Source organism: Lewinella sp. JB7 (assembly GCF_024297185.1).
In the GTDB taxonomy this organism is placed as follows: domain Bacteria; phylum Bacteroidota; class Bacteroidia; order Chitinophagales; family Saprospiraceae; genus Neolewinella.
Window position 1 is genome coordinate 1 of sequence record NZ_JANCTD010000003.1, and the last position, 22,848, is coordinate 22,848.

The 22,848-nt window shown below is 59.8% G+C and carries 19 protein-coding genes; 14 read left to right on the forward strand and 5 right to left on the reverse strand.

Annotation, left to right across the window (positions count from 1 at the left end; all coding sequences use genetic code 11):
- Positions 1-147: 147 nt before the first annotated feature.
- Complete coding sequence (locus NMA52_RS06105; RefSeq protein WP_254826769.1) at positions 148-1,026, reverse strand: UbiA-like polyprenyltransferase; 879 nt, start codon at positions 1,024-1,026, stop codon at positions 148-150.
- Between the two features lie 109 nt (positions 1,027-1,135).
- Here NMA52_RS06105 and NMA52_RS06110 point away from each other — a divergent pair, with 109 nt between their 5' ends.
- The 8 genes from NMA52_RS06110 to NMA52_RS06145 are packed head-to-tail and all read left to right on the forward strand — an operon-like array spanning position 1,136 to position 7,877.
- On the forward strand, positions 1,136-2,446 hold the full coding sequence (locus NMA52_RS06110) for an LVIVD repeat-containing protein (RefSeq protein ID WP_254826770.1): 1,311 nt from the start codon (positions 1,136-1,138) through the stop codon (positions 2,444-2,446).
- A gap of 20 nt (positions 2,447-2,466) precedes the next feature.
- Positions 2,467-3,213 (forward strand): hypothetical protein, encoded by a 747-nt coding sequence (locus NMA52_RS06115; RefSeq protein WP_254826771.1) that lies wholly within the window; start codon positions 2,467-2,469, stop codon positions 3,211-3,213.
- A 3-nt stretch (positions 3,214-3,216) separates the two neighbouring features.
- The gene (locus NMA52_RS06120) at positions 3,217-3,768 is read left to right on the forward strand and encodes an RNA polymerase sigma factor (protein WP_254826772.1); all 552 of its coding nucleotides are present in this window, start codon (positions 3,217-3,219) and stop codon (positions 3,766-3,768) included.
- Entirely contained in the window at positions 3,758-4,978 is a 1,221-nt protein-coding gene (locus NMA52_RS06125) for a hypothetical protein (protein ID WP_254826773.1), read from the forward strand. Before NMA52_RS06120 ends, NMA52_RS06125 begins: the two co-directional genes overlap by 11 nt.
- Before the next feature lie 35 nt (positions 4,979-5,013).
- A complete protein-coding gene (locus tag NMA52_RS06130) occupies positions 5,014-5,415 on the forward strand; it encodes a hypothetical protein (protein WP_254826774.1) in 402 nt (133 codons plus the stop codon).
- 41 nt (positions 5,416-5,456) lie between these two features.
- Entirely contained in the window at positions 5,457-5,942 is a 486-nt protein-coding gene (locus tag NMA52_RS06135; RefSeq protein WP_371930947.1) for an acyl-CoA thioesterase, read from the forward strand.
- Between the two features lie 32 nt (positions 5,943-5,974).
- The gene (locus NMA52_RS06140) at positions 5,975-6,748 is read left to right on the forward strand and encodes an exodeoxyribonuclease III (RefSeq protein ID WP_256534175.1); all 774 of its coding nucleotides are present in this window, start codon (positions 5,975-5,977) and stop codon (positions 6,746-6,748) included.
- Positions 6,749-6,752: 4 nt separating this feature from the next.
- A complete protein-coding gene (locus tag NMA52_RS06145; protein ID WP_254826776.1) occupies positions 6,753-7,877 on the forward strand; it encodes a cysteine desulfurase family protein in 1,125 nt (374 codons plus the stop codon).
- A 14-nt stretch (positions 7,878-7,891) separates the two neighbouring features.
- Here NMA52_RS06145 and NMA52_RS06150 read toward each other — a convergent pair whose 3' ends face one another.
- Positions 7,892-9,151, reverse strand: a complete 1,260-nt coding sequence (locus NMA52_RS06150; protein ID WP_254826777.1) for a T9SS type A sorting domain-containing protein — start codon at positions 9,149-9,151, stop codon at positions 7,892-7,894.
- A gap of 10 nt (positions 9,152-9,161) precedes the next feature.
- The gene (locus NMA52_RS06155) at positions 9,162-10,643 is read right to left on the reverse strand and encodes an SUMF1/EgtB/PvdO family nonheme iron enzyme (RefSeq protein ID WP_254826778.1); all 1,482 of its coding nucleotides are present in this window, start codon (positions 10,641-10,643) and stop codon (positions 9,162-9,164) included.
- Positions 10,644-10,759: 116 nt separating this feature from the next.
- Here NMA52_RS06155 and gatB point away from each other — a divergent pair, with 116 nt between their 5' ends.
- From gatB to sucC, 5 genes are all read left to right on the forward strand, one after another.
- Positions 10,760-12,184: an Asp-tRNA(Asn)/Glu-tRNA(Gln) amidotransferase subunit GatB gene (gene gatB, locus NMA52_RS06160; RefSeq protein ID WP_254826779.1), complete on the forward strand. Its 1,425-nt coding sequence runs from the start codon at positions 10,760-10,762 to the stop codon at positions 12,182-12,184.
- A gap of 2 nt (positions 12,185-12,186) precedes the next feature.
- Positions 12,187-14,202 (forward strand): hypothetical protein, encoded by a 2,016-nt coding sequence (locus tag NMA52_RS06165; RefSeq protein WP_254826780.1) that lies wholly within the window; start codon positions 12,187-12,189, stop codon positions 14,200-14,202.
- Between the two features lie 69 nt (positions 14,203-14,271).
- Positions 14,272-15,144, forward strand: a complete 873-nt coding sequence (locus tag NMA52_RS06170; RefSeq protein WP_254826781.1) for a cryptochrome/photolyase family protein — start codon at positions 14,272-14,274, stop codon at positions 15,142-15,144.
- Positions 15,104-15,826, forward strand: a complete 723-nt coding sequence (locus NMA52_RS06175) for a hypothetical protein (protein ID WP_254826782.1) — start codon at positions 15,104-15,106, stop codon at positions 15,824-15,826. Before NMA52_RS06170 ends, NMA52_RS06175 begins: the two co-directional genes overlap by 41 nt.
- Before the next feature lie 66 nt (positions 15,827-15,892).
- Entirely contained in the window at positions 15,893-17,095 is a 1,203-nt protein-coding gene (sucC, locus tag NMA52_RS06180) for an ADP-forming succinate--CoA ligase subunit beta (protein WP_254826783.1), read from the forward strand.
- Positions 17,096-17,156: 61 nt separating this feature from the next.
- Here sucC and NMA52_RS06185 read toward each other — a convergent pair whose 3' ends face one another.
- Both NMA52_RS06185 and NMA52_RS06190 read right to left on the reverse strand, forming a co-directional pair.
- The gene (locus NMA52_RS06185; RefSeq protein ID WP_254826784.1) at positions 17,157-17,837 is read right to left on the reverse strand and encodes a hypothetical protein; all 681 of its coding nucleotides are present in this window, start codon (positions 17,835-17,837) and stop codon (positions 17,157-17,159) included.
- 76 nt (positions 17,838-17,913) lie between these two features.
- Positions 17,914-21,414, reverse strand: coding sequence for a pyruvate carboxylase (locus NMA52_RS06190; RefSeq protein WP_254826785.1), 3,501 nt, complete (start codon positions 21,412-21,414; stop codon positions 17,914-17,916).
- A 213-nt stretch (positions 21,415-21,627) separates the two neighbouring features.
- Here NMA52_RS06190 and NMA52_RS06195 point away from each other — a divergent pair, with 213 nt between their 5' ends.
- Positions 21,628-22,845: a DUF4856 domain-containing protein gene (locus NMA52_RS06195; protein WP_254826786.1), complete on the forward strand. Its 1,218-nt coding sequence runs from the start codon at positions 21,628-21,630 to the stop codon at positions 22,843-22,845.
- Positions 22,846-22,848 lie beyond the last annotated feature (3 nt).

Below are 22,848 nucleotides of genomic sequence, written 5' to 3' on the forward strand. Positions count from 1 at the left end.
TCCCGGCAGCGCACCAGGGCGGCCAGTTCTTCCGGAGTGCAAAATACCTGGAGGCGTGGCATAGGCCAATCGAGTTAGATCATCCTACTAAACACGGCAGCCCCTTATTATGTGCAATTCAATAAGCCGGCGCTACACTAGCCGGTGCTACACGTAAATATCCACAATCGACGCCGTGCCGAATACCAAACTCGCCACGCCATTTGTCGTGAAGAATGCTAGGTCCACGCGGCTGAGATCCCCCGGTCGCACGATCGTGTGCTGGTAGGCCAGCAGGGATAAAAAAACGAGACCGCCCACGAACGTCAGTACCCCAAACTCCGGATACAGCCGATGTTGCAGCACCAGGGCGTAGAGCAGTACGATGGAACAAGCGAAGTGAATAACCCGACCGAGCTGCAGGGCGCGTACCGTACCCAACCGGACCGGAATGGAGAACAGCGCTTCTTCGCGGTCGAAAGATTCATCCTGCAACGCGTAAATAATATCGAATCCCGCGACCCACAGCAGAACGACCGTTCCGTACAACACGGGAAGCAGGGCCCACTCCGCCGTAACGGCCAGGTAAGCACCGATGGGGGCAAGCGCCAGCCCAAGTCCCAGTACGAAGTGGCACAGGTACGTAAATCGCTTCGTGTAGCTGTATCCCAGAATGATCAGCAGTGCGAGGGGCGATAACAGTAACACGACTGAATTCAGCAGACCGGCGGTCCCAATAAACAGTACGGAGTTGAGCACCACGAAAGTCAGGGCGGCACGCGAAGAGATCGTGCCGGCGGGAATCTCCCGTACGGCCGTCCGGGGATTCCGGCCGTCGATGCGTCGGTCGAGCCAGCGATTGAAGGCCATCGCCGCGGACCGGGCAAAAATCATACACAGCAGTACCAGTAGCAACTTGTACCAGCTGAAGTCCCCCCGGTCCAGGGTCGCCAGAAAAAAGCCGAGTAGGGCGAAGGGCAGCGCAAATACCGTATGGGAGAACTTGACGAGGGAAAGAAAATTACTGGCCCGACGGAGGGTGGACATAGGCTGCGCTGAAATGTTCTTAGGCAGTAAAAGCCTCCTGGGTAAAAATGTTGCCCGCCCGCCAACGACCTTACCCCAGACGTGCGTCTGACCCGACAAATACCGACCAATGAAACTACATCTCCCCGTAATCATGCTGGCCCTGACGCTCACCGGATGCCTCACCGACGATTGCCAGGACACTATTTCGTTCCAGTCCTATACTCCGGTGATCCTTACGGCGGCGGAATGGCGCTCCGACGAATTTCCCTCCGGCTCCACCGGGGAGGTGTGCGACCCGAGCGGGTTTTATGTGTACGGCACTCACCTCTTCGTCCAGGATCGCAATGAAGGACTACACATCATCGACAACTCGGACAACGACAATCCCCGTCCCGTCAACTTCATTCAAATTCCCGGAGGACAGGGCATTGCGGCCCGCAACTCCATCCTTTACGTGAACCAGTACGTCGACCTGCTGGCGTTCGACATCAGCGACCCGGCAAATCCCCAGTTCCTGAGCCGTACCGAAGACGTTTTTGAGGTGCACGGCACTTTTTCCAACGCCGGCCTCATCAATGGCGACATCGTGATCGGGTATACGGAAGGTACGGAAACGGTTGAAGTAGATTGTAACTCGCCCTACTACCACCACGGATGGTGGATGGTTGATGACATGGTCTTCGCCGTGAACCGGGGGCAGCTAAACAACTTCTCCGCCGCTAACGGTGACTTTGCGGCCATGCAGGCCGGCGGCCAGCCGGAGATCGTCGGCATCGGCGGTAGCCTTGCCCGCTTCACCATCAGTAAGAGCACGCTCTATGCCGTCGATGACCACAGCCTGCGGACCTTTTCTCTGGAACGGGCCGACCAACCCGCTTTCGTAGGCACCAGCGAACTGGGCTGGGGCATCGAAACCATCTTTCCGTACGGAGACGAACTCTACATCGGGGCCAACAACGGCATGCACATTTACGGCATCGACAACCCCCTCGAGCCGGAGTACCTGTCTACCTTCCAGCACGTGCGCAGTTGCGATCCGGTGGTCGTTCAGGACGACGTGGCCTACGTAACGATGTGGGGCGGCAGCAACTGCGGCGATCAGGGCGATCAGCTGATGGTCGTTGACGTCGCGGATCCCCGCTCCCCCCAGTTGCTGCAGCAGATCCCCATGACGAACAGTCACGGGCTGGGCATCGACGGCGACCGTTTGTTCCTTTGCTCGGCGACGGACGGCATTCGGGTGTTCTCCGTGCAGCCCGATGGGCAGATCGAAACCGAAGTACACCACGCTACCGGTTTCGACGCCAAGGACGTGATCGTCCTTCCACAGCGCAACGAACTGATCGTTTTCGGATGGGGAACGAACGGCATCAAGCAGTACGACTACACCGACGACGGATCGCTCACGGCCGTCAGTGACATCGCCGTTTGCGACTAATTACCCCAATCCTCGAGCGCATGAAAATCGTCTTCCACCTCCTCCTCGTTCTCCTGCACTGTTCGCTATTTGGACAAAGCACCGCTGTGCCGACGGACATCATCCACCTGCGCAAAGGGAAAAGCGTCCGGGGCACGGTCATCGATTACGATTTTGGAGAGCGGATCACCGTGCTGACCCCGGCCGGCGATTCTACCGATGTACTCTGGCAGGACGTGAAGCGCGTGCACTTCGGATTTCGGGAGTCTACCTACAAGCATCAGGTAACAACGTCGGTGGGATTTGCGCGGGCCGACCCGGCCGTTAACTTCGGTTGGGGAACCATTGAAACCCCACCGGAGCTGGCCCTGGGACTTGATTACCACCTGACGCGTAGCCGTAATGCCCTGACGGTGGGCGTGGGCCCGGGCGTTGCGCTGCTGCCCGTCGGGTGGCGGAGGGAGAAAGTCGTACAGTTGACCGGTCTGGTGGAATACGGCCTGGGCAAAGCCCGGTTTCGGCCGGTGGCTACCCTGGTGGCCGGGGCCAACCTACCGATCGGTAGTGAGTCCCTACGGTTAACGGGGCGTTCCGTAGGTATGGTCGTTCATCCTTCCTTGGGATTGCGGCTACACCCCCGGGCCGGAGGATGGGGGACGGTACTGGTCGATCTCGGGTATCGCTTTACCGACCTCACCTACCGTACGGCGAGTTTTGACGGATTCAATACCACGCAACGGAACATAACTTACCGCAGACTTACCGTCACCACAGGCATCAGATTTTAATCCTTGGACACAGCACACGACAGAACCCTGGTGAATGAGTGTCTGCGGGGCAACCGCCGCGCCCAGGAAACCTTTTACCGCCGGTACGCGCCGGTGGCACTCGTGGTGTGCCGCCGGTACGCGCCGGGGCGGGAGGAGGCCATGGCACTACTCAACGGAGGCATGATGAAGGTCTTCGAAAAGCTCGATCAGTTCCGCTGGGAGGGCAGTCTGGAGGGTTGGGTAAAACGCGTGGTATTTCACGCCACCATCGATCAGTTTCGTAAACAGCGTAAGCGCCCTACCCTGGAGATCGCTGACTGGGACCAACCTACCGAGGACAGCGTGACCCACCGGCTCTACGCGGACGACCTCTGCCGCCTGATCGATCTGCTGCCGGAAACCAGCAAGGAGGTCTTTTGGCTATTCGCCGTGGAAGGCTATAGCCACGCCGAGATCGCCGGGAAGCTTCACTTCAGTGAGGGCAACAGCCGGTGGCACCTCAACAAAGCCCGGCAACTGCTGCGCGAAAAACTCAATCAAGCATCCCATAATCAGAACCGTTATGCCGGATAGTAAAGAACACAACTGGGTACCGGACGAAGGCTTCTGGAACGAGGCCTGGACGGATATGGAGGACCGCCTGGTACGCCGCAAGCGCCGTCGCGCACTTCTGGTCTGGTTGGGGATCTTGCTGCCCGTCCTGGTGGCGGGTACGCTGGTCCTGCGAAACGCGCCCGCCACGTTTACCCCCGAGGTCGAGCCCACCCCCGCTGCCGCAGCCTCCGCTGCGCCCGTCGTAGCGGAAAAGGAAGAGCCAACCTTTGTTCCGACGGGCAAGCAAGCTCAGGTGACTGCCGCCGGGTCCCTGCCCGAACCGTCTGCTGAAAGACCTTCCCCCGCCGGAGTGATCATTACGGGTGAGCCGACTGCTCCCGCGCTCGCCGCCCCCCTACCCTACGAAGCCGGCCAGGATATTTCAACCAACCTACCCCCCTCCGCCGTAGCAAGCATCGCCACTCTGGGGCCTTTTTTCCTACCCGTGGGAACCACCCTACCTGACCTCCGGGTGGAGTTGCCAACGGTAAAGGCAGACTGCCCGGCCCCGCCCGCGCTTCAATTAAGTGCAGGGACAAACGTGTACGCCGGGAGTTGGAGGCCGGGGGGCTACGGCAGCCTCGCTTACCGCTGGGGTAAGGGCAAGTGGAGCTTTCCCCTGGAAGCGCGGTACGTCTATTCCCGTCGGGAGTTCCAGTTGAATGCGGAATCCTACGGGGAGGCTCTCGCCGACTTCGCCGCGGGTGGAACGCCGCAGCTTTCCACCGGTGGATTCGCGAGTTCGCTACGCAGTGCCATTGCCGACAGTGGATTCGAGTCTGTCCGTACCCACGAGATCGAACTACGCGCAGGTGTCGGCCGGAAACTGGGATCGTGCGGGCGATTCTACCTCAGCGGTGGCCTCGGGTTGAGCTACCTCCTGAGCGGGCAGGGCCCGGCCCTGTACACGACTTCCGGAGGGAATACGACCTTTGACGTACGGGAAGAACGTCTGAACGCGGGGGGCACGAGCGGGAGCGCCAATTTTTCCCCCACCGCCGGCAATTTTCCGCTCGACACCGAGGTTAACCGCTTCACCCCCTCGGTTTGGTTACGGGCGGATTGGTGGGTCGCTAAGCGCTGGGGAGTGAGCGTCGGAGCAACGCGGCAACTCGGTCCGCTATACCGGAGCAGCTTCCTGGACGCGGGGCAAACGAGATTGGCATTCGGGCTTAGTCACCGGCTCTAATTTGCCTATCTTTGCGCGCCAATTGCGCGTTCATCATGAAAAAAGACATCTCACCGCCCGAAGTAACCGACGTGGCCGTCGCCGTGATCCCGCGGCAGGATGCCGGCGAAGAACTCTGGGATACTTACCTGATCAATTTGCGGGACGAGCCGCTGGAGAACATCCTCATTACGAGCCAGGGTTACGGCAGCGTCGAAGGCGTCGACAAGACCACCACCGTGCTGCGTCACTTCCACCAGCAGTTGCCCGCCGGAGATTCGATCAAGATCGAACCAATCCAGCCCTCGCTTTTCGGCATCACCAACGAATACTGGGTCAGCTTTAACAGCAACGGCCAGATGCTCGATAAACGCTACGTGTTCAAGGCCAATACCATTCGTCGGGAGGCGCTATCGGAGGTGCCCGTCGTCGCGCGTCCCGGAATCGTACTCCAGTGAGCCGGCCCGCTCCCAAACGAGTGGCTGACAGTTCGACTACCATGTCGGAACTGGTCATGCCCAACGACACCAATCCCCAGGGCAACCTCATGGGCGGCAATATGCTGCGGTGGATGGACATTTGCTGTGCCATCTGTGCCGGTAAGCACTGTGCCCGCCCCGTGGTCACCGCCAGCGTCGACAACGTGGCCTTCAAGAGCGCCATCAAGAACGGAGAGGTCATCACCCTGGAAGCCAACGTAACGCGCGCCTTCAACACCAGCATCGAGGTCTACGTGGAGGTCTTCGCCGCCACCATGCAGGGCACCCATCCGCGCCGCACCCACCACGCTTTCTTTACGTTCGTGGCGCTGGACCGCGACAACGGTTCGCCGGTCCCGGTTCCCGAACTCATCCCGCTTACCGAAGTGGAACACCAACGCTACGCGGCCGCCCTCAACCGTCGGGAACTCCGGCTGGTCCTTGCCGGGCGACTCAAGCCCGACGAGGCCGGTCAGTTGCAGGAACTTTTCCGGCGTCCGGCCTGATTTTTAATCGTTTCACCCTACACCACCCCGTTTTGAATATCGTGACCTACAACGTCAACGGCATCCGCGCCGCTCTCCGCAAGGGGATCGCCGAGTGGGCCGCCGCGACCGACATCGACGTCCTCTGCCTGCAGGAAACCAAGGCCCACCCGGAACAGGTCGATCTCGCCGAACTCCGGGCCGTAGGATTCGAACACGCCGCCTGGCACAGCGCCACCAGTAAGAAAGGATACAGCGGCGTCCTGACTCTCAGCAAGCAGGCTCCCGATCTCGTCGTACCGGGTTGTCAGCTGGAAGTCTACGATTGCGAGGGGCGGGTGATCCGGACGGATTTTGGCGACCTAACCATCTTGAATTGTTACTTCCCCAACGGCGGACAAGGCGATCACCGTCAGGATTATAAGTACCGTTTCCTCGACGACTTTCTGGCGTTCGTGTTGGAGTTGCAGAAAACCCGTCCGAACCTCATCGTGGTCGGTGACTACAACATCGCCCACCAGGAGATCGACCTGCACGCCCCGAAGCGGAACGAAAACACCACCGGGTTCCTGCCGGACGAGCGCAAGTGGATGACTCGCTGGTTCCGGGAGACGGGTCTCGTGGATGCTTTCCGCCACCTTCACCCGGAAACGGTGGCCTACAGTTGGTGGAGTTACCGCGCCAACGCCCGCAATAATAACAAGGGGTGGCGCATCGATTACCACAGCCTCAACCCCGCCCTGGCCGAACGGATCGTCGCGGTGGAGCACCTGCCCGATGCCCTGCACTCCGATCATTGTCCGATCTTGCTGCAATTAACTTCCTAGCCCCTTGAACAGAATCTTCCTCGACAACGCCGCCACCACCCCCCTCGATCCCGACGTACTCGCCGCCATGACGGAAGTGATGGCCGGCACCTTCGGCAACCCCTCCAGCATTCACGCGGAAGGAAGAAAGGCCCGCAGCCTCATCGAGGCCGCCCGTAAGACCGTCGCGAACTGCCTCAACTGCAGCATCGGCGAGATCTTCTTTACGTCCGGGGGTACGGAGGCCAACAACATGGCCCTCAAGAACGCCGTGCGCGATCTGGGGGTGACGCGCATCATTTCCTCCCCCCTCGAACACCACTGCGTGTTGCACAGCCTCCAGTCCATCGAGGCCACCGGCGCCGCACGTATGGAAATGGTACGCATCGACGAGAACGGGCACGTCGATACGGAGGACTTACGCAAAAAACTGGAGAACGGACGGGAGAAAACACTCGTCAGCCTCATGCACTCCAACAACGAGATCGGCAACCTGCTGCCCCTGGAAGAAGTAGCCAAAATTTGCGGGGACGCGGGAGCCATGTTTCACTGCGATACGGTGCAAACCATCGGTTACTACCCCATCGATCTGGACAAGACGCGGGTAAATTTCTTGTCCGGTTCCGCCCATAAATTCTACGGACCCAAGGGGGTAGGTTTCGTGTACGTCAATAGTGAAAACATCGTAAAGCCCTATCTGGACGGCGGAGCGCAGGAGCGAAACATGCGGGGGGGGACGGAGAACATATACGGCATCGTCGGACTGGCCAGAGCCCTCGAGAAAGCCACGGCCGAGCGGGACGACCGCATGCAAAAAATGCAAGAACTGAAGCGGCATTTCGTAGCCAGCCTCCGGGCCGCATACCCCAATGTTCAGTTTAACGGAGATCTTGAAAACAGCCATCCTAAAGTGCTGTCGGTCAGCTTCCCGGAATCACCAAAGGGGGATTTGCTGCTGATGAACCTCGACCTATCGGGTATTTCCGCAAGCGGCGGCTCCGCCTGCTCCAGCGGCATCGACGTCGGCAGCCACGTCGTGGGTCACTTACACCCGGATTCCAAACGGCATACCATTCGGTTCTCCTTCAGTCACCACAATACGCGGGAAGAAGTGGATGCCGTAGTGAGCAAGCTGGGCGGAATGCTGTAGGGCCTGGTCGGTCATTACTGCACCAGCAGCAGTTTAGCCCGATGACCGGAACCTTCCTGCGACGCCCGGATCAGGTAGGAACCCGGAGTCAGGCGGTTCGAAAGCTCGATCAGCTGGCTACGTTCTGCGCCGAGTTCGTACGCCCGCTGAAATAGCTGTCGACCCGTTATGTCATAGACCTCGATCGTAAGTTGAGCCCCTGACGTCACCCCGACTGCCTGGACATAGAAGTGCCGCCCGGTATTCGGATTAGGAAAGAGGGAGAAGGACCAATCGACATCGGCGGAAAAATTTACCTCTACCAGATGCGACAAGCTGATGCTGCCGTCGAAATCGGTGGTCCGCAGACGGTAGTACGAGGTGCCGGAATAGGGTTCGTCGTCACGCAGTTCGTAGGAAAGCCGCTCTCCGGGGACCGAGTTTCCCGCCGCGGCGGTGGTGCCTACGGTGGCAAACGCCCGTCCGTCGACCGTCCGTTCGATGGTGAAAAAGTCCGTATCGACCTCATCCTCGGTGACCCACTTGACGAGGACGAATTGTTCGCCCGGAATAGCGTCGAAGCTGATGAGGGTCAGTGGCAGGGGCACGACACCGAAGAAGTAGTTGGCATGGAATCCCTGCCCCGGTCCGCCCAGGTACAGGGCCGCCAGATCCTGGCCGGTCACCGTGGCCGACAAAGTCCTGAAGTCGAAGCCATCTCCGGCACCACCCGTGTACAGTCTGGCCAGCGAAGTACTGCTGAGTAAGGTGTTCGTGGTGGCGTGGTCGAAGCCGTCGCCATCGCTGCCACGAAACACGCCGGCAATAGATTCTCCGCCCAGCGTCAGTGCTGCGGTCTCCCGACTGAATCCATCGCCGCTACCGCCGGAGTAGGCTCCCCGCAGATCCGCTCCCGATAGGTTCAGGAAGACCGTCTGCCGATCGAAACCGTCGCCCGCCCCGCCAGAAAAAACCGAGACCAGACTCAGGCCGGCCAGCGCGAAATTGCCCGATTTCTGGTCGAAACCGTCGCCGGGTCCACCGGTATATACGCCGGCTAGATTTTCGCCGGAAAGGGAAATCGTAAATCCTATGGCATCGGATCCATCGCCGTCACCGCCGGTGTATACGGCCCTGGTTCCCGCGGGCTGGCCATCGATGGTGACCTGCACGATTTGCCGGGCAAAGAAGCCATCCCCCGGCCCGCCGGAAAACTGTGCGGTGAGGGAGGCTGTAGCCAGGATTAAGGTCGGAAGGAGTAGCCAGCGGACCTCGGAGGATTGGTGGGTTAGCATGAGTACCTGCTTAGTTGGCGCTTCTCACGCCGCGGAAACCCAGCCTGGTATTGGCGCCAACGAGTTCGGTAGCCGCATCATTGCGGTCGGACAGGCGCAGAAAAGGTGCACCGTTCGCGTGGCTTCCGCCGCGGTATCCGAGTCCCAGATTCCCTACGGGCCAGGAGAGTACGTTGTGGGTGTTTGAGATTTCTCCGTCTCCGTGACTTCCGTTAAATGCCCTTCCCTCCGGATTACCGATGGTGATCATCCGTTCGTACAGGTTGCCGGAGAGTTCCATGATCCCGTAGTAGCTGCCCCCGGTTTCCTCGCGGTTGGCGTTAAGGGCACTGGCCGCGAAAATTCCCACGCGTGCCGGTCCGAGGAACGTTGGATTGGTCGCAGCGTAGTGCGCATTTCCGGTCCCTTCTCCCAGTCCCAAAAATTGCTCGGATGGCTGTCCTGCATTCATGGCCGTGTATGTCGTAGCGAAAATGCTTGAGGTACCCCAGGCGTATTCACCCTGTATCGGTTCGGCGGGCCCGCGGCCGGCCTTCTCGAATTCCAGTTCGGTCATGGGTCGTAAGCCCGCCCAGTCCAGGTACGCCAACGCGACCTGGTTGGAAACGTAGTTCAGGGCCACATCGGGTAAGGATGTCGTGGCGTTCCCGCTTTCATTCCAGGCGATTCCGTTCCGGGCCGATACGGCGTCGGTATTTTTTCCGCCGGGACCGGTAACGTCGAGGGCGACGCGCTGGGCTTGGGTAAGGGTGTTGAAGAAGGCGACGTATTGCGCCTGGGTGGTTTCGTACTTGGCGCAGTAAAATCCGGCGTACCCCTTCGGGAATGCCGCGGGAACCGGTCCGATTTGATCTCCGGAAGTCACTCCTTCATTGCTGGGCGGATAATTCAGGTTACCTACTGCCCCACCGATGGTGATCTGGTCCTCCGATTCCACCGCATAGGCAGGACGAAGGAGCGGAGTAACGGTAACCCGATAAAACTCTCCGGCCTCCAGGGTAGCCGGGTTTACTAAGGTCCCACCTGTGCCGAGGTTGAAGGGTCCCTCCGGCACGTAGACCATCTCCAGGGCGAATACCTGTACGTCAACGACCGCGTTGTTATCCACGCCGTCTATGCCGTAATCCCATACGAGTTGTATGTCCTGATAGGCGACGTCGCCGCTGCCGTCGCTACTGCGGTACACGAAAGCCCCCAGGTTGTCGACTTCCTCGACCGTTGCTCCGCCGGGGGCACTTCCGGTGCGTGCGATGTTGGCGTGGCGCCAGGGCCCTCCCCCGACGCGGTACTTAATGATCACCCAGGCGGCGTCGTAGTTGGCGGGACCAACACTGATGCGCCAGGAGTTTTCCCACGCCAAATCAAACTGAACGGTGGTCTCCCCGGAGCCAACGTCTTGGTCGGTAAGCACGATGTTAGAAACCGCAATGTTGTTAGCCCGTAGGGCGGTGAACGAGAGTAACACCAGTAGAAGGAGGGGGAAGTGATTCATTGTGAATGGATTGGGTAAGTGAATTGAGGCATTTACGGTATTGATAATTAGACCGGCGAGGCCGTTACACCCCCGGGCGAAAAACCTATCTTCGCCGCAACCCAAATGATCCGTTCTTGAGTTACGAGACCACCATTGGCTTAGAAACCCACGTCCAGTTGGCCACCGCGTCCAAGGCATTCTGCGCCGACCGTAATGAGTTCGGGGCCGAACCGAACCGTCACGTGAGCGAAGTAAGTCTTGGCTATCCGGGCACCCTGCCCTTCCTGAATGAGCGGCAGGTGGAGTTCGCGATCAAACTCGGGCTGGCGCTGGGTTGTCGGATCAACCGACGCAGCACCTTCGACCGGAAGAATTATTTCTACGCCGATCTGCCCAAGGGATACCAAATCACCCAGGACGACCGGCCCATCTGCGTCGGAGGAGCTTTACCCATTCGTACTGACGCGGCGACCGTGCGGCACGTCCGGCTTCACCACATCCATTTGGAGGAGGACGCGGGTAAGTCGGTACATGCCCCGGACGAGTCGTTCAGCCGGGTTGATCTTAATCGGGCGGGTACGCCCCTCCTCGAAGTCGTCACGGAGCCGGATCTGTGCAGCGCGGAGGAAGTCGACGCCTTCATGAGCGGTATGCGCCAACTCGTCCGCTGGCTCGACATCAGCGACGGCAATATGGAGGAGGGCAGTCTACGCTGTGATGTGAACGTGAGCGTCCGCCCCCGGGGCCAGGCCGCGTACGGTACCCGGTGTGAGATCAAGAATATGAACAGTATGCGGTACGCCCGCCGGGCGATTGCCTACGAAGTAGACCGACAGATCGCACTGTTGGAGGCCGGAGGGGAGGTACAGCAACAGACCCGCCAATTCGACCCCCAGTCGGGCACCACTTCCGCTCTGCGCGACAAGGAAAACGCTCACGACTACCGCTACTTTCCCGACCCCGACCTTCCACCCGTTGTCGTCACCGAAGGGTACGTGAGCCGCCTGCGGGAGGACGTGGGGATCCTGCCCTGGGAAGCGTACGATCAGCTCACGGCGCTGGGATTAGACGCGGAGGACGCCGCCCTGATCGGTGAGGAAAAGGACCGCTACCTCACCTTCCTTCGCTACGCGGAACACTCCCCCGCGGTCCCCGAACTGGCCAAACTCTGGGTGAACCGGGTGCTACCTTTCGCGCAGGGACGGGAACTCCAGCTGGCCCCGGAGCAATTCGTCCGCCTACAGGAGCTGATCGCGGACGGCAAGGTGAGCGCCGCCAACGCCGCTTCCCGCTTGCTTACCGACCTGCTCGAGGAACCGGGCGATCCCGTGCAACGTGCCGAGCAACTGGGGTTGATTCAGAATACCGATACGAATTACCTGCGCGAAATCGCCCGCTCGGTGATCGCCGATAATCCGGGCAAGGTGACGGCTTACCAAAAGGGTAAAAAGGGGCTGCTGGGCTTCTTTATGGGGCAGGTCATGCGCAAGAGCGGCGGTAGCGCGGAACCCACCGAAACCCAGACGCTTCTACGCGATATGTTAGAGGAAAAAGCTTAACCATGGCGAACGACTACGCGGAGTACCTGATGTGGTGGAAAAAGCACGGTCGTCATGCCCTAAGCGATTATACGGATGGCAAGACCTCGTACGTAGTGGGGCTTTCCCCCCAGCGGGCGCTGGAGTATTCCGCCGTAGAGATCACGAGCATCCTGCACGGGCGCCTGGGCAGTTCATTGTTCCAGCGCGCACTTAATCCTGACAACCGGATCGAAAGTCACGTTGCCGAGCGCGCGAACGGCGACTGGTTGAAATCCTGCCACACGGTGGGAGTGAACGTACGCACGATCGGAAGCTTCTGGAACGTGCTGAAGTACGCGCTCACCCTGCCGGATCACATTCGGGGCATTCACCTATTGCCGATCTGGGAACCCGGCGTAGTGGGTAGCCTGTACGGAATGGCCAGTTGGAACCTGAACTGGGAATTTCTGGACGGCGAAGCCCTCCGGATGTTTCCGCAGTTGAGAAACCTGGAGAACCAACTTAAGGTGACCATCAATATGCTGCATGCCCTGGGGAAGGTCGTCGGCATGGACGTCATTCCCCATACCGACCGGTACAGCGAGATAGTACTGGCTAATCCCAGCTACTTCGAATGGCTTCGACGCGACGATCTGACCATCACCGATCACCGCGAGAACCTGCACGAGGACGCCGAGCGGGCTATACTGGACTGGCTGCGCCTAACGGATCCACGGCTGGATTACCAGCCGGAGACATTTTTCGGGGAGCTGACGGAGGCGGACCGGTTACTGAAGCTGTTCGGCCCACCTACCGACTACGATCTGCGCCTGGAGCGCCGGGTGAATTTGGTCGATTACCTGTATGACCAGGGACTGGAGCCGGTACCGGCCACCATGGCTCCCCCCTACCGGGGAATCGAGGTGGACCCCTCCCCCGAAGCGCTGACGGTAGACGATGCCGGCCACCGGTGGCGCGACTACCGGATGACCAGGCCGGAAGGGATGAGCCGGGTGTTCGGCCCACTGGCCCGCTTCAAATTTTACGGTCGAAAGGACGGGAACCGGGACTGGGCAATCGATTTTGACCACCCCCGCCGGGAAGTATGGTCATACTTTACGGAAAAGTACGCCGAACAACAGGCTCGCTACGGATTCGACTTTATGCGGGGCGATATGTCCCACGTCCAGATGCGGCCCGACGGGGTCCCCGAGCACACCGACGACTATTACGATCCCCTACGGGCCGTCAAAAGGCGGATCGCGCGTGAGGTCCCCCACTTCGCCTACTTTGCCGAAAGCTTCCTCGCGCCTCCGGGTGTAATGGCCTATGGGGATGAGGTACGGCACCTAATGGCATCGGAGGCGGAAGTAACACTGGGGGACCTGCAGGGCATGGTACCCGGTAGCGAAAGATTTCAGGACATCCTGGAATCTTATCTGGAGATCGCCGAAGTCACCCCGGTCACTCCGGCCTTTACCGTAATTACGGGGGATAAGGACGATCCCCGCTTCGACCATTTCCACCATCACGGGGAGGTCGCGCGGTTCTTTACCGGATTCTTCCTCGGCCGACTTCCGCTCTACTTCGCCCTGGGGTTTGAACAACGGGACCGTCACTTCACCCCCGCTCCGAACGAGAAGTATACCAAGCTGTACGTGTTCCAGGAGCGTAGCGGTCCGAAAGCGACAAATGGACGCTGGCGGTGGGGCACCAACTTTACGTTATTCCACCAACTGCAGGAAGTACATCTTTTCGCCCGGAAGATTCTGCCCCGCCTCGGTTCCGACCTGCTCGGCAGTGGTAAGATAATTGTGCGGACGGACGGACTGGTTCACTGGATCCGGGCGGACGTAGAAGACAACACCGCCTATCTGTTCGTAGTCAATTTTTCGGCGACAGAACGCGCACTAACCTTTAATCCGCAGGTCGGGTTCAGGCGGGCGGAGCTACTCCTTGCCGTACCGGAGATGGAAACCCATAGCTTACCCATCGGCCGGGATCTGGACTTGGGTTTACTGGCCGGCGGAAGTGTCCGTGGATATCAATTGGTCTAGTTTCCGGAACAGCTTGGCTCCCGCGTCCCCGCCCTGAACCATACACGTGCGGAGCCAGTTAGACGGGCGATGCCAAACTCCCCCGCCCCCGCCCGTCTCCGCCTGATCCTCGGCGATCAACTAAACATCAATCACAGTTGGTTTCGCACTGCTGACGATACCACCGTCTACGCGATGTTTGAGACATACTCCGAAGCAACGTACTGTGAACACCACGTTCAAAAGATCACCGGCTTCTTTCTGGCGATGCGCGCTTTTGCTGAACAGCTGCGCGTACGGGGACACCGGGTGCACTACCGCACGCTCGACCAGACCAGGGAGGCCGGCCTGAATACGATCACGGACAACCTCAGCGATCTTCTGCACCAGCTGGGCGGGCCGGCGTTCGAGTATCAACTCCCCGATGAATGGCGGTTGGATCAGGAACTGATTTCGTTTTCGGAAAATATTGGCGGAGTAAGTGTGGATTCGGAACACTTTATGTCCGATCGCAACGACGTGGCCGACCTCTTCGCGGGGAAGTCGTCCTACCTGATGGAAACCTTTTACCGGGAAATGCGCCGACGGCACGGGGTTCTGATGGACCCGAGCGGGGAACCGGAGACGGGCCAGTGGAACTACGACCAGGAAAATCGGGGTGCGCTACCGAAGGAGATCAGTTTTCCGGCCGCCACGGTTTTCGACCGCGACGCCGGCGACATCGTGGCAATGATCGATCGTCATGGCATCAACACCATGGGTCGGATGCAGGACAACCGCTTCACCTATCCCGTAACGCGGGAGGAATGCCTGGAGGCGCTGGCAGACTTTTGCGAAAAATCGCCTTCCCTTCTTCGGTACTTACCAGGACGCAATGACCATGCACCACCCTTTGCTGTACCACGCCAATCTGAGCTTTGCGATGAACACCAAAATGCTGTCCCCCCGGGAGGTGATCGATGAGGCCATCCGGGCCTGGCGGCAGCATCCGGACGCCATATCGTTCAATCAGGTCGAGGGCTTCGTACGCCAGATCCTCGGGTGGCGGGAATACATGCGGGGGGTATACTGGGCCCAGATGCCCGAGTTCGAACACACCAACAGTTTGCAGCATACGCGCAAGCTTCCCGGCTGGTACTGGACCGGAGACACGAAGATGAATTGCCTGAGTCACGCCGTCAATCAGAGTCTCGACCTGGCCTACGCCCACCACATCCAACGCTTGATGATCACCGGCAACTTCGCCCTGATCCTGGGTGCTCACCCGGACGAGGTGGATGCCTGGTACCTGGGCGTCTACATCGACGCGATTCAGTGGGTGGAGATCACCAATACCCGGGGAATGAGCCAGCGGGCCGACGGTGGACTCATCGCCACCAAACCCTACTGCAGCAGCGCGAACTACATCAACAAGATGAGCGACTACTGCCGCAGCTGTCACTATGACCCCAAGAAACGAACGGGTGAACGCGCCTGCCCCTTTAACAGCCTGTACTGGGACTTTCTCGATCGCCACCGCGAACGTTTCGCCGGCAATTTCCGCATGAAGATGATGTACCGCGCCTGGGAGCGAAAGGGATCGGAGGAGCAGGTCGCGATTCTGGAACGGGCGGCCTGGGTGAAGGAGCACGTGGAGGAATTGTAGGTCGCCATCCCGTGGTCGCCTGCCCCCAAACTTTTTCCTACCTTCACGGCCACTAAAATATAGCCAATGAACCTCCACGAATACCAGGGCAAATCCATCCTCAGCAAGTACGGCGTACCGATCCAGAACGGTTACGCGGCCGACACCGTCGAGGAAGCCATGACCAAGTACGACCAACTCGCCCAGGAAACCGGCAGTGCCTTTGCCGTGGTGAAGGCCCAGATCCACGCCGGAGGACGCGGCAAGGGGGGTGGGGTTAAACTCGCCAAGAACCGCGAGGAAGCCCGGGAGCACGTCTCCAACATCCTGGGCATGCAGCTCAAGACGCCCCAGACGCCCGGCGGCATGGAGGGCGCGGGCAAGCAGGTGAACAAGATCCTCGTAGCCGAGGACGCCTATGCTCCGGACTTCGACGCCAATAAGGAGTACTACGTGTCCATCCTGATGGACCGGGAGCGCAAGCAGAACGTGATCATTCACAGCACCCAGGGCGGAATGGACATCGAAGCCGTCGCCGAGGAAACCCCGCACCTCGTGCACAAGACCTACGTCGACCCCGAACTCGGCATGCAGGGCTTCAACGCCCGCGAAGTAGCCTTCAACCTCGGACTGGAGGGCACCGCCTTCAAGAACATGACCAAGTTCATCAGTAAGCTCTACCAGGCTTACCTGGGCGCCGACGCGAGCCTGATCGAAATCAACCCCTGCCTCCACACCGGCGACGACCGCATCGTCGCCGTCGACTGTAAGTTCAGCGTCGACGACAACGCCCTCTACCGCCACAAGGACATCGCCGAGATGCGCGACACGACGGAGGAGGACGCCACCGAAGTCGAGGCGCAGAGCTACGGCCTCAACTTCGTCAACCTCGACGGAAACGTCGGCTGCATGGTCAACGGTGCCGGACTGGCCATGGCGACGATGGACATCATCAAACTGTCGGGTGGTGAGCCGGCCAACTTCCTCGACGTAGGGGGTACGGCCGATGCCGCCCGGGTGGAGCAAGCCTTCCGCATCATCCTCCGGGACGAGAAGGTCGAAGCTATCCTGATCAATATTTTCGGCGGCATCGTGCGCTGCGACCGCGTCGCCCAGGGTGTCGTGGATGCTTACAAGAATATCGGTGACATCAAGGTGCCCATCATCGTACGCCTTCAGGGCACGAATGCCGACATCGCCAAGGAGCTGATCGATAATTCCGGACTCAACGTACGCTCGGCGATCTCCCTCCAGGATGCCGCGCAGGAAGTGCAGGCCGTGCTGAAATAGGACAACGGACTACGCCCACACGATCGGGGGCCGTCGGCGTTTTGCCGACGGCCCCCTTTCTTTAGCGCACGACGGCTTCCGGTTTTCGGATGGGGATCTGGATTTCGCGAACCTTCAGCCCGATGTCGCGCACCGCATCCGCCTCGCTGCTTACGGCTACGTCGCCGAGCAATTGGGGATCGAGTCCGCCGGCCGGCAGGCGTTCCGGTGCGTAGGTCAGTCGGACCAGAATACCGTCCAGTTTTCCCCCGTTCCAGTCGGTGACGGTACCGCCGTAGTCCCACCCGAAGCCGGTGAAGGTGAAGGGTCGACCGTTCATACGGTGCAGTTCCGCAAGCGTAGTACCGATGGTCAGACCGGTAGACTCCTCCCTCCAGTTGCTGCGGTCGTTGCTGAAGCGCGCGGTGGCGGGTTGCTTGTCGTCGCCGAGCTCGATTAGGAGTTCATCCGTCGTGCCGGGAAACAACACGTAACCGGGGGCGGTCTCCCCTTCCCCCAGTTCGATCTTGCGGCTTTCGAGCACTCCGGAGCCGTAAAGGTTTTCAATCTTGGCCATGGGCATACCGGCCTTGATCAGGCCTATTCGTTCCCCGGCGCGAAAGGTGCGTTCGCCCACGGCGGCAACGGCGTCTTGGGGCGGGGGCGCGGGTGCAACGATGGTTTGGGAAGCGGGCTCATCCCCACTTTCCATGCATCCCACGAAGCTCACTGCCAGCAGACAAGCGGTAATTAGTCTAAACATCAACGTTACTTGGCTTACCAACGGAGACCATTCGAGAACCTCAATTGTTCAGCCGTGCCCGGGTGCGATCGGTCCGCTAACCGATGCGGACGATCAGATCATTAGCCTCCACCAGCGTTTTTTCCTTCAGGGGGATCAGCGTTACCTCTCCGGAGACCGGGCTGGTGATCGTCGATTCCATCTTCATGGCCTCAATGACGAACAGTGGGTCACCGGCTTGCACTTCATCTCCGACCTTGACGAGGATTCGGCTCAGGTTGCCCTGCAGCGGACTACCCACTTCATTTTCCCCGCCCGCCTTAACGTTCACCGCCACCTTGCTGTCGATTTTTCGGTCGCGTACGGTGATGCTGCGGGTTTGCCCGTTGAGGCTGAAGAAGACCAGGCGGTTGCCGAGCTCGTCGGCATTGGTCATATTCAGGTACTTGATGGTGATGCGCTTGCCGGCGCTGATCCTGACAAGGATTTCCTCATTGGGCTTGAGGCCATAAAAGAAGGCCGGCGTAGGCAGGTTGGCGACCTCCCCGTATTCCTGCTGGAATTCCTTGAATTCCGCGAAAACCTTGGGATAAAGCTGTTCGCTGAGCAGGTCCTTCACGTCGGGGTCTTCGCCGAAGGTCTTCCGGTAGTCTTCGGCCACCTGGGAGAAGTCGACCGGATCGAGATGGGCGTTGGGGCGGTCCGTGTAGGCCTTCTCTCCCTTCAGGACCATACGCTGCACCTCGGGATCGAAACCGCCCTCGATTTGTCCCAGGTCTCCCCGCATGAGGCTCTTGACGCTGTCCGGGAAGTCGAGCTTGTCCCCCCGCTTACGGATGTCTTCCTCGTTCAGTCCGTTGCTGGTCATGAACATCGCCATATCACCGACCACCTTAGAAGACGGGGTCACCTTCACCAGATCACCGAACAGGCGGTTCGCGGCGGCGTAGTTTTCCCGGATGGTGCTGAACTGCTCCTCGAGTCCCAGTCCACGGGCCTGGGGCCGCAGGTTGGAGTACTGGCCACCCGGAATTTCCGTATCGTAGATCGTAGCGGTGCCGGCCCGTAACTCCGTTTCGAAGGGGTAGTAATAATTGCGGACCGTTTCGAAGTAGTCGGCGTAGCGATTCAGCAGGGGCAGGTCGACCGGATTTTCGCGGGAATGTCCCTGCATCATCGCCACGATGCTGTTGTACCCCGGCTGGGAGGTGAGCCCGGAGAGGCTGTTGAGGGCTACGTCCACTACGTCGACCCCCGCGTTGATGGCTTCCAGGTAAGTGGCGCTCTGGATGCCGCTCGTATCGTGGGTGTGGAGGTGGATGGGGAGGGAAACTTCCTCCCGCAGCGCGGTGATGAGTTCGCGGGCGGCGAGTGGTTTGAGGAGACCCGCCATGTCCTTGATGGCCAGCAGGTGGGCACCGGCACTTTCCAGGCGTTTGGCGAGATCCACGTAGTACCGCAGGTCGAATTTGGTCTTACCCGGGTTCGTCAGGTCACCGGAATAACAGATGCAGGCTTCCGCCAGGCTGTTGGTGTTTTCCCGGACGGTCGTGATCGAAACCTCCATATTCTTCACCCAATTCAGGGAGTCGAAAATGCGGAACAGGTCGATGCCGCCGGCGAAGCCCTGCTCGCGACCTTCGGCATCGTAGAGCATGGACCCCCGTGCCGCCTCCTCGATGAACTTGATGATCAGATTATCGGGGTAGGCTTTATAGCCCACGCCGTTGCTGCCGCGCAGCAACATCTGGAAGATCGTATTGGGAATGGCGGTCCGCAATTTCCGCAGGCGACGCCAGGGATCTTCCTTGAGGAAGCGCAGCGCGACGTCGAAAGTGGCGCCTCCCCAGACTTCCATACTGAAGAGATCGCCAGGCTGGTTCATGGCGTAACTGCGCGACACGTTAAGCATATCGATCATGCGCATGCGGGTGGCCAGCAAACTCTGGTGCGCATCGCGGAAGGTGGTGTCGGTATACTGGATGCGTTTCTCCTGCTTGAGCCAGTCGACGAAGCCGTCGCGGCCTAGTTCTAACAGGCGGTCCCGGCTGCCCTTCGGCACTTCGGCGTAGGGGTCGAAGGCGGGGACCACGGGCTTCAGGAAGGTTTTGCTCTTGTCGATGTAGCGAACGTCCGGATTGTCGTTCACGATCACTTCGGCCAGGTAGCGGAGCAGCCGCGTACCCCGGTCACGAAACTCGGGAAGCTCCATCAGTTCCGGATGATCGGGGATGAAGCGCACCGTAGCCCGTCCTTCCTGAAAGTCCTCGTTCTCCAGCAGATTGAGCAGAAAGCCGATGTTGGTTTTGACGCCCCGCACCCGGAATTCCCGCAGCGCCCGGTGCAGGCGTTCCGCGGCCCCCTTCAGGGTCCGTCCGGAGCCGGTCACCTTGACGAGTAGGCTATCGAAGTAGGGAGATATGATGGCTCCGGGGAAGGCCGAGCCGGCGTCCAGACGGATGCCCATACCGCTGGCTGACCGGTAGGCGATCAGGGTACCGTAGTCGGGTTTGAAGTTGTTACTCGGATCCTCGGTAGTGACGCGGCACTGGACGGCGAAACCATTGGCCCGGATATCCTCCTGACTCGTAATGAAAATTGTAGGGTGGTCGAGTCGGTAACCCATCGTGACCAAAAACTGGGTACGGACCAGGTCGATGCCCGTGATCTCTTCCGTGATGGTGTGCTCGACCTGAATGCGGGGGTTAACCTCGATAAAGTAAATGGAATCGTCCTGATCAACCAGGAATTCTACGGTGCCGGCGCAATAGTAGTTGACTTCCCGCCCGAGGCGGAGGGCGTAGTCGTACAGCTTCTCTTTGGTCTCGTCGCTCAGGTTGGCCGCGGGAGCCACTTCCACTACCTTCTGGAAACGCCGCTGTACCGAGCAATCCCGCTCGAAGAGGTGGACCAGGTTGCCGTGGCGGTCGCCCAGCAGTTGCACCTCAATGTGGCGGGGATTCTCAATGAATTTTTCCAGGAAAATGGTCCCGTTGCCGAATGCCTTTTCGGCCTCGCTACTGGCCTCGACGACTTCCGCCCGCAGCTGCTTTTCGTCGCGCACGACCCGCATGCCCCGCCCGCCGCCGCCGGCGGCGGCCTTGATGATGACCGGATACCCGATCCTGGCGGCTTCGCTGGCGGCTACCTCGGGGTCGGAAATGTCCTTTTCGCTATCCTGGATTAGCGGCACGCCCACCCGGCGGGCGAGCTCCTTGGCGGCTACCTTATCACCGAGCTGATCCATACTGTCCGGCGACGGCCCGACAAACTCGATGCCCTCGGCCAGACAGGCGCGCGCGAAGTCGACGTTCTCCGACAGGAAGCCGTAGCCCGGGTGGATGGCATCCACGTTTTTTTCCTTCGCCAGCTTGATGATGGCCTTGATATCGATGTAGGGGCGCAGGGGCTCGTCGTCGGGGCCGATCTGATAACTCTCATCGGCCTTGTACCGGTGGAGGCTGTAGCGGTCCTCGTAGGTGTAGATCGCCACGGTACGCATCTGTAACTCGCTGGCCGCGCGGAGGATACGAATGGCGATTTCGCCCCGGTTAGCGACGAGGATTTTCTTAAAACGTTTTCTTTCTCGGGGAGCCATAGTATGTCATTTGGGGTGCGGCAATATAGTGCTTACGTGCCGGCAATCCCCTGCCCCCGCCGCGAAACCCTCGGTGGGATTTACGACGGGACATACCATTGGTAAATTTTATTTAGACAAGATCAAAATAGTTAGCAAATCGCTTGGCGGTCTTTAGGGCTTGGGGCTACTTTTGCGCTTATTAAGATTGAATACAGATAAGTATTAACCAACATGACCCGTATTTCCTTATTCCTTCTTTTCCTGGCTACCTTCCTTACCGCCTGCCAGGACGACGACGATCCCATCACCCTCATTGACGTACCCACGAGCTACACCTTCGCCCGCAACGGCGCATCCACCGTAAGCTTTGACGGGCAGACCACCCGTATCGGGATGGCCGAGGAACTCGTAGCCGCCCTTTCCGACCCGAACAACAGTGAGGAGACCCTGATGAATATGTTCCGCAATGCCGGACCGAACGGCGAGGACGTGAACCCCTTCGCCGACGCGGACCTTAACGCATCCGACAAATCGATCCGTAGCAAAGTAGCCGCCAGCACCGACTACTTCTCCGCCAACGCCACGCAGTCCGCCGCCGTACGCGCGGATTTTGAAGGCTGGATCAGCAGCCAGGCCAACGAGGTATTTCCCCGTTGGAACGAACTGGCCGCCCCCGGGGAGGCCGGGCAGGTCGCCACGGGCAGCCGCGTTCGCTACGTTAACGGACAGGGGCTGGAGTACAACCAGATCTTCGCTAAGTCCCTTCTCGGCGGACTCATGCTCGATCAGGCGCTGAATAATTACCTCAGTCCGGCCGTCCTGGACGCCGGAACCAACCGGGCCGACAACGAGACGGGCACCACCGAAACGGGCCAGACCTATACCTCCATGGAGCATAAGTGGGACGAAGCCTACGGCTATCTGTTCGGCCAGTCCGCCGATCCCGCCAATCCATTGGCGACCCTCGGAGAGGACGGCCAGTTCCTGAATGAATACATCGCCACCGTCGACAACGATCCCGACTTTGCCGGGACCGCCCAGACGATCTTCGATGCCTTCCTGCGGGGCCGGGCCGCCATCGTGGCCGGCGACTACGCCGAACGTGACCGTCAGGCGGCCGTGATCCGGGAGCATCTGAGCCGCGTGATCGCGGTGCGCGGCACCTACTACCTCGCCCGCGGCGCCGATGCCACCGAAACCGAAACCGCCCGCGGCGGTGGGTTCCACGCCCTGAGTGAAGCCTACGGATTTATCTACAGCCTGCAGTTTACACGCAATCCCGCTACCGGAGCACCCTACTTCAACCGGGAGGAAGTCCGGCAGCTGCTGGCCACCCTCACCGAAAGTTCCGCCAACGGCCTCTGGGACGTCACTCCCGCCAGTATCCGCTCCGTGGCTCAGCAGATCTCCGATCGCTTCGGCTTTTCCTTCGACGCCGCCGCCAACTAAACG

Bases quoted from the DNA above. Each gene is read 5' to 3' on its own strand.
- NMA52_RS06165 (WP_254826780.1), top strand. From the start codon at position 12,187: ATGGCGAACGACTACGCGGAGTACCTGATGTGGTGGAAAAAGCACGGT.
- NMA52_RS06130 (WP_254826774.1), top strand. From the start codon at position 5,014: ATGAAAAAAGACATCTCACCGCCCGAAGTAACCGACGTGGCCGTCGCC.
- NMA52_RS06155 (WP_254826778.1), bottom strand. From the start codon at position 10,643: ATGAATCACTTCCCCCTCCTTCTACTGGTGTTACTCTCGTTCACCGCC.
- NMA52_RS06105 (WP_254826769.1), bottom strand. From the start codon at position 1,026: ATGTCCACCCTCCGTCGGGCCAGTAATTTTCTTTCCCTCGTCAAGTTC.
- sucC (WP_254826783.1), top strand. From the start codon at position 15,893: ATGAACCTCCACGAATACCAGGGCAAATCCATCCTCAGCAAGTACGGC.
- NMA52_RS06125 (WP_254826773.1), top strand. From the start codon at position 3,758: ATGCCGGATAGTAAAGAACACAACTGGGTACCGGACGAAGGCTTCTGG.
- NMA52_RS06150 (WP_254826777.1), bottom strand. From the start codon at position 9,151: ATGCTAACCCACCAATCCTCCGAGGTCCGCTGGCTACTCCTTCCGACC.
- NMA52_RS06175 (WP_254826782.1), top strand. From the start codon at position 15,104: ATGAACACCAAAATGCTGTCCCCCCGGGAGGTGATCGATGAGGCCATC.
- NMA52_RS06195 (WP_254826786.1), top strand. From the start codon at position 21,628: ATGACCCGTATTTCCTTATTCCTTCTTTTCCTGGCTACCTTCCTTACC.
- NMA52_RS06185 (WP_254826784.1), bottom strand. From the start codon at position 17,837: ATGTTTAGACTAATTACCGCTTGTCTGCTGGCAGTGAGCTTCGTGGGA.
- NMA52_RS06135 (WP_371930947.1), top strand. From the start codon at position 5,457: ATGTCGGAACTGGTCATGCCCAACGACACCAATCCCCAGGGCAACCTC.
- NMA52_RS06115 (WP_254826771.1), top strand. From the start codon at position 2,467: ATGAAAATCGTCTTCCACCTCCTCCTCGTTCTCCTGCACTGTTCGCTA.
- NMA52_RS06110 (WP_254826770.1), top strand. From the start codon at position 1,136: ATGAAACTACATCTCCCCGTAATCATGCTGGCCCTGACGCTCACCGGA.
- NMA52_RS06190 (WP_254826785.1), bottom strand. From the start codon at position 21,414: ATGGCTCCCCGAGAAAGAAAACGTTTTAAGAAAATCCTCGTCGCTAAC.
- NMA52_RS06170 (WP_254826781.1), top strand. From the start codon at position 14,272: ATGCCAAACTCCCCCGCCCCCGCCCGTCTCCGCCTGATCCTCGGCGAT.